Raw genomic sequence first — 6,907 nt, 5'->3', positions numbered from 1 at the left:
CCAAACCGGGGGGTTCAAGGGCGACTGAACCGCACGTTTGGCACGAATGCGCGGCACGGGCGGCGCGGCGCGCTAAGCGCGCAGCGCCGCGGCGGCGTCGGCGACGGGGACCTGCGTGCGCTCGCCCGTGCGGCGATCCCACAGCTCGACGACGCCGTCGGCGGCGCTGCGGCCCACGATCACGATCTTCGGCACGCCGATCAGCTCCGCGTCGCCGAACTTCACGCCGGGCGAGACCTTGGGGCGGTCGTCGAAGAGAACATCGAGGCCGGCCGTCTCGAGATCGGCCGTGAGCTGCTCCGCCACCTCGAAGACGACGGGCTCCCGCCCGGCGGCGACCACGTGGACGTCGAACGGCGCGACCGACTCCGGCCAGATGAGCCCCTTGTCGTCGTTGTTCAGCTCCGCGATGATCGCCAGGATGCGCGTCACGCCGATGCCGTACGAGCCCATCGTGACCGTCACGAGCTTGCCGTTCTCGTCGAGCACCTTGAGCCCGAGCGCCTCGGCGTACTTACGCCCGAGCTGGAACACGTGCCCGATCTCCATCCCGCGGGCCAGTTCGACCGGACCCGAGCCGTCGGGCGCGGGGTCGCCGGGCAGCACTTCGGCCGCCTCGACCGTGGCGTCCCACGAGAAGTCGCGTCCGGCGACCAGACCGAACACGTGCTTGCCGTCGACGTTCGCGCCGGTGATCCAACCCGAGCCGTCGACCACGCGCGGATCGACGAGATACCGGATACCCGTGGAGCCGTCTTCTCCGAGCACCTGACCCTCGGCCGACCACGGTCCGATGTAGCCCTTGACGAGCCCCGGGTGGCGCGTGAAGTCCTCTTCCGTGGCGGCTTCGATCTCAGCCGGGGCGAAGGCGACCTCGGCGCGCTTCAGGTCCACCTCACGGTCGCCGGGCAGGCCGACGACGACGAGCTCGCGCGTTCCGTCGAGGTGGGTGAGGGCGAGCACGACGTTCTTGAGGGTGTCCGCCGCCGTCCACAGGCGGCCGTCGGGTCGGGGGTGCTTCTCGTTGGCGACGTCGACCAGTGTCTGGATCGTCGGCGTGTTCGGGGTGTCGAGCACTTCGAGCGGGGTGAGTTTCTCGTACGAGCGCGTCGGGGGCGCCAGCGTGGTGAACGCCTCGACGTTGGCCGCGTATCCCGCGGCCGACCGCACGAAGGTGTCTTCGCCGATCGCGGTGGGGTGCAGGAACTCTTCGCTGCGGGAGCCGCCCATCGCACCGGCGTCGGCCTGCACGATCACGTACTCCAGCCCGAGTCGCTGGAAAATGCGCTCGTACGCGTCGCGCTGGGCCTGGTAGCTCGCGTCGAGGCCGGCGTCGGTGTAGTCGAACGTGTACGCGTCCTTCATCGTGAACTCGCGGCCGCGCAGGAGCCCGGCGCGGGGGCGCGCCTCGTCGCGGTACTTGTCCTGGATCTGGTAGATGGCCAGCGGCAGGTCTTTGTAGCTCGAGTAGAGGTCTTTCACCAGCAGCGTGAACGCCTCTTCGTGCGTGGGGGCGAGCAGGTAGTCCCCGCCCTTGCGGTCCTGGAGGCGGAACAGCCCCTCGCCGTACTCCTCCCACCGGCCGGTGACCTCGTACGGTTCGCGCGGGAGCAGCGCCGGGAAGTGCACCTCGTGCGCTCCGGCCGCCGTCATCTCGTCCCGGATGATCGCCTCGATCTTGCCCTTCACGCGCAGGCCCAGCGGCAGCCAGGCGAAAATCCCCGGCGCCTGCCGCCGGATGTAGCCGGCCCGCACGAGGAGCCGGTGGCTGGTCACCTCGGCGTCGGAGGGGTCTTCTCGGAGGGTGCGGAGGAAATAGTTCGTCAGGCGTGTAGGCACCGTTCCATGTTAGAGGGCACGGCACACTGGGTTCATGCTCCGTACCGACACCGCCCGCCTGCACCTCTTCGTGATGCTCGGCCTCACGTTCACCACCGGAATCGTCGACGCCGTCGGCTATCTGGGCCTCGACAAGGTCTTCACGGCCAACATGACCGGCAACGTGGTCATCCTCGGCATGGCGCTCGCGGGCGCCGACGGCCTTCCGATCGTCGGTCCGGCGCTCGCTCTCGGCGGCTTCCTGCTGGGCGCCGCGATCGGCGGACGAACGCTCTCGACCTCCCGCACCGGATGGGGGCGCGCGACCACCACGGCGCTGGTCGTCTCGGCCTCGGTCACCCTCGCGCTGGGGGTGACCAGCCTCGTGGTCACCCCTACCAAGGGCACCGTGTGGGGATTCGCGCTCACGACCATCCTCGCGACGACGATGGGCCTGCAGGCGGCCACCGCGCGCCGTCTCGCCGTCGCCGACGTGACCACCGTGGTCGTCACCTCGACCATCACCGGGCTGGCCGCCGACTCGCGTCTGGCCGGCGGAACGGGCATCCGGTGGCCTCGCCGTGTGCTTGCGGTCGTGCTCATCCTGGCCGGCGCGGCCGTCGGTGCGCTGCTGCTGCGAGTCGGCGTCGCCCTCGGCCTGACGGTCGCGGGAGCCATCGCTCTGGCTCTCGCACTCCTCGGCCACGCCCTGCGCGAGACCCGCACCCCCGGCGACGAGGCCGAGTCCGCGGAATAGGCTTTCGGCATGCCCGATCGCCGAACGCGTGTCACCGCATCCGCCGTTCAGAGCGACCTCGCAGACGCTCTGGCGAGGCTGCGCGACAGCCTGGACCTGCCGGACGGCTTTCCCCCGCCGGTCGAGCAGGAGGCCGAGCGTGCGGCCCGGAAGCTCGCGCTGCCGGACAACGACCTGACCGACGTCGAGTTCCTCACGGTCGATCCCGAGGGGGCGACCGACCTCGACCAGGCCGTGCACATCGAGCAGGCGGGCGACGGCTACCGGGTGCGGTACGCGATCGCGGATGTGCCGGCGCTGGTGCGTCCGGACGGCGAGGTCGACGCCGAGGCGCGCAGACGAGGGCAGACGATCTACGCGGCCGACGGGCGCATCCCTCTGCATCCGGCGCCCATCGGCGAGCACGCCGGCTCGCTGCTGCCCGGCGTCGACCGCGGTGCGTTCGTCTGGGACGTGACCCTGGACCCGGCCGGGCACGAGACGTCCGTGAGCGTCGCGCGGGCGCGCATCCGGTCGCGTCGGCAGTGGAGCTACGCGGAGGCGCAGGCGGCGATCGACGACGGGAGCGGCCCCGAGACCCTCCTGCTGCTGAAGCCGGTCGGCCTTGCCCGCATCGAACGCGAACGCGAACGCGGCGGCGCGAGCCTCAACGCGCCCGACGAGGAGATCGTGTTCCGCGACGGGGCGTACACGCTCGCGCGACGGGCCCAGCTCCCGATCGAGGAGTGGAACGCGCAGATCTCCCTGCTCACGGGGATGGCGGCCGCGGCCCTGATGCTGGAGGCCCGGGTGGGCATCCTGCGCACGATGCCGCCGCCGACCGACGACGCTTTCACGGCGTTCCGCGCGCAGACCACGGCACTGGGGCTCCCCTGGCCCGAAGGCGTCCCGTACGGCGAATTCCTGCGCGGGCTCGACCACGGCGACCCGCGTGCGCTGGCCGTGATGCAGGCAGCGACCGGGCTGTTCCGTGGCGCCGGGTACGTCGTGATGGACGGCGCGGCGCCGGCCGACCCGCTGCAGTCCGCGGTCGCCGCCCCGTACGCGCACGCGACGGCTCCGCTGCGACGTCTCGTCGACCGGTGGGTGCTGGTCATCTGCGAGGCGATCTGCGCGGGCGCCGAGATCCCCGGATGGGCGCGATCGTCGCTCGGTCAACTCCCGTCGATCATGGGGGCGTCGTCGCGCCTCGGCTCACAGCTGAACGCCGCATCCGTCGATCGGGTGGAGGCGGCGCTGCTCGTCGGCCGAGTCGGAGACGAGTTCGACGCGACGGTGCTGGCGATCCGCGGCGACAACATGACCGTGCAGCTGGCCGAACCCGCCGTCGTCGCCTCGTGCCCGCGCCCGGACGCCGTTCAGCCCGGCACCGTCGTGCGCCTGCGGCTGCTGACCGCCGACATCGCCTCCGGCGGCGTGACCTTCACTGCTGTCTGACGGCCGCAGCGATCGAGTCCGGAGTTCCTGGGTCGAAACGCGCCGTTTCGACCCAGCAAATCCGGACTCGATGGCGGAGCGGATGCGGGAGCGGGAGCGGGAGCGGATGCGGCGGCGAGCGGAGGGAGCGGCGTCAGTGCGGGAGCGGCGTCAGTGCGCGCCGACGGTGACGACGGGCTCGCCCGACTCGGCAGGCGGCATTTCAGCGGCGAGGCGGTTCGCCTCCGCGATCAGCGTCTGCACGATCTCCGCCTCGGGAACCGTCTTGATGACCTCGCCCTTGACGAAGATCTGACCCTTGCCATTGCCCGACGCCACTCCGAGGTCGGCCTCACGCGCCTCGCCCGGCCCGTTGACGACGCACCCCATGACCGCGACGCGGAGCGGGACGCTCATGCCCTCGAGGCCGCTGGTGACGTCGTTCGCGAGCTTGTACACGTCGACCTGGGCACGACCGCAGCTCGGGCACGAGACGATCTCGAGCTTGCGCTCGCGGAGGTTCAGCGACTGCAGGATCTGCAGGCCCACCTTGACCTCCTGGGCAGGCGGAGCCGACAGCGAGACGCGGATGGTGTCGCCGATGCCCTCGGACAGCAGGATGCCGAACGCCGTCGCCGACTTGATGGTGCCCTGGAACTCGGGCCCGGCCTCGGTGACCCCGAGGTGGAGGGGCCAGTCGCCGCGCTCGGCGAGCATCCGGTACGCCTTGACCATCACGATGGGGTCGTTGTGCTTGACCGAGATCTTGAAGTCGTGGAAGTCGTGCTCCTCGAACAGGCTCGCCTCCCACACCGCGCTCTCGACGAGCGCCTCCGGGGTGGCCTTGCCGTACTTCTGCAGCAGGCTGGGCTCGAGCGATCCCGCGTTCACGCCGATGCGGAGCGAGACGCCGGCCGCCTTGGCCGCTGCCGCGATCTTGCCGACCTGGTCGTCGAACTTGCGGATGTTGCCGGGGTTGACCCGCACCGCCGCGCAGCCGGCGTCGATGGCCGCGTACACGTAATTGGGCTGGAAGTGGATGTCGGCGATCACCGGGATCTGGCTCTTCTTGGCGATGATCGGCAGTGCTTCCGCGTCGTCGCGGCTCGGCACCGCGACGCGCACGATGTCGCAACCGGATGCGGTGAGCTCGGCGATCTGCTGGAGGGTCGCGTTGATGTTGGTGGTGGGCGTCGTGGTCATCGACTGCACGCTGATCGGGGCGTCGCCCCCGACCAGGACTTTGCCCACCTTGATCTGCCGGGACTTGCGTCGCGGTGCGAGGGTTTCGGGGACCTTCGGCATTCCCAAATTGATTGCTGCCACGAGTGCAATCCTACGCGGCTGTTTGGGAGGCGGCTGGGTCCGGGGTGTGAACCGCTAGCCGAAGAGATTGACCGGCTTGACGATGTCCGCGTAGACGAGTAACACGCTCATCCCGCCGAGGACGACCACGACCGCGAAGGTCAGCGGCATCAGCTTGGCCATGTCGACGGGCCCCGGATCGCGCCGTTTGAACAGCTTGGCGAAAGTGCGCCGGATGCCCTCCCACAGCGCTCCCGCGATGTGTCCGCCGTCGAGCGGGAGGAGCGGGATGAGGTTGAACACGAACAGGGCGATGTTCAGCGAGGCGAGCATCCCGATCATCGTGTAGACCTTGTCGACGACGGGGACGCCGTTGAGCGCCGTCAGCTCGCCGGCCGCGCGCCCGATGCCGACCACGCTGATGGGTCCGTTGGGGTCGCGCTCACCCGGGCCGAACGCCGCGTTCCACACGTCGACCATGCGCTGCGGCAGGTGCACGATCACGCCGACGACCGCGCCTGCCTGCGCGCCGACCGCCGGGAGCACCGAGGTGACCGGCTGGGGGACGAGCTCGGTCACGGGACCGATCCCGACGAAGCCGACGGTCTGGGTGAGCGCCGTGCCGCTCGAGTCCTTGAGCACTGCGCCCTGGGCGTCGGTGCGGGCGACGGTGTTGGTGCGCGGGGTGATCGTGACGGTGCGCTCGGCGCCGTCACGCGAGATCACCATGGTCAGCGGCCGGTCGGTGGACTTCCGGATGATCGTGGTGGACTGCGCCCACGTGGTGATCCTGGTGCCGTCGATGCTGACGATCGTATCGCCCGGCTTGAGACCGGCCTGCGCGGCCGGGCCGGCGGGATCGTCGGCGGCGCAGCTCTTCTGCGTGCTGGTCGACGGGATCACGCACTGGCTCACTGTGCCGACGGTGGTCGACGACTGCGGGGTGCCGAAGCCCATCAGCAGCACGCCGAACAGCACCACGCCGATCAGGAGGTTCATGAACGGTCCGCCGAACATGATGACGATGCGCTTCCAGACCGGCAGCTTGTAAAAGGTGCGGTCCTCCTCGCCGACGGCGACGGACTCCATGCTGGAGACCCGCGCGTCCTGCACCATCGACTGCATGAAGCCGGTGGTGGCGTTGCGGCCGGGCTTGCCGTCTTCGCCGGGCGGGAACATCCCGATCATGGAGATGTAGCCGCCCAGCGGGATGGCCTTGAGGCCGTATTCGGTCTCCCCCCGCCGGAACGAGAACAGCGTCTTGCCGAACCCGACCATGTACTGCGTGACCTTGACGCCGAACAGCTTGGCGGGGACGAGGTGCCCGATTTCGTGCAGGCCGATCGACAGGGCGAGACCCACCAGAATGATGAGCACGCCCAGGATGAAGAGCAGCACGGATTCCACAGCTACAGAGTAATAGCGCGCAGCTTGGAACCAGCCGGGGGAACGCTATGCGCCTGCGCCGGTCAGCCGCGGCGATTTCCGCCACCGGACTGCTTTCTGCACGGATGACACGCGTTGGCCAGCCTCGCCGATCGACGGCGAGGCTGGCCTTCGAACTACGTCCTCCCGGCCCCAACTGATGGCTTCTCCGCTGCCTGGAAAAGC

5 protein-coding genes are annotated in these 6,907 nt (G+C 69.9%); 2 read left to right on the top strand and 3 right to left on the bottom strand.

All coding sequences use genetic code 11. The features are described 5' to 3' along the window. Nucleotides 1-72: 72 nt before the first annotated feature. Entirely contained in the window at nt 73-1,839 is a 1,767-nt protein-coding gene (locus ACFVV5_RS10825; protein WP_387243234.1) for a proline--tRNA ligase, read from the bottom strand. A gap of 34 nt (nt 1,840-1,873) precedes the next feature. On the opposite strand from ACFVV5_RS10825, the gene ACFVV5_RS10820 reads away from it, so the two are divergent. Then, a complete protein-coding gene (locus ACFVV5_RS10820; RefSeq protein WP_387243231.1) occupies nt 1,874-2,575 on the top strand; it encodes a YoaK family protein in 702 nt (233 codons plus the stop codon). A 9-nt stretch (nt 2,576-2,584) separates the two neighbouring features. Next, nucleotides 2,585-4,012: an RNB domain-containing ribonuclease gene (locus ACFVV5_RS10815; RefSeq protein WP_387243227.1), complete on the top strand. Its 1,428-nt coding sequence runs from the start codon at nt 2,585-2,587 to the stop codon at nt 4,010-4,012. 150 nt (nt 4,013-4,162) lie between these two features. Here the strand turns inward: ACFVV5_RS10815 and ispG are convergent, their stop codons facing one another. Both ispG and ACFVV5_RS10805 read right to left on the bottom strand, forming a co-directional pair. Then, a complete protein-coding gene (gene ispG, locus ACFVV5_RS10810; protein ID WP_387243224.1) occupies nt 4,163-5,317 on the bottom strand; it encodes a flavodoxin-dependent (E)-4-hydroxy-3-methylbut-2-enyl-diphosphate synthase in 1,155 nt (384 codons plus the stop codon). A gap of 54 nt (nt 5,318-5,371) precedes the next feature. Further along, nucleotides 5,372-6,694 (bottom strand): M50 family metallopeptidase, encoded by a 1,323-nt coding sequence (locus ACFVV5_RS10805; protein WP_387243249.1) that lies wholly within the window; start codon nt 6,692-6,694, stop codon nt 5,372-5,374. Nucleotides 6,695-6,907 lie beyond the last annotated feature (213 nt).

It is taken from the genome of Leifsonia sp. NPDC058248, assembly GCF_042881905.1.
Classification (GTDB): Bacteria; Actinomycetota; Actinomycetes; order Actinomycetales; family Microbacteriaceae; genus Leifsonia.
Note: the sequence above shows the minus strand (reverse complement) of the source record. Positions and strands in the feature narration are given on the sequence as shown.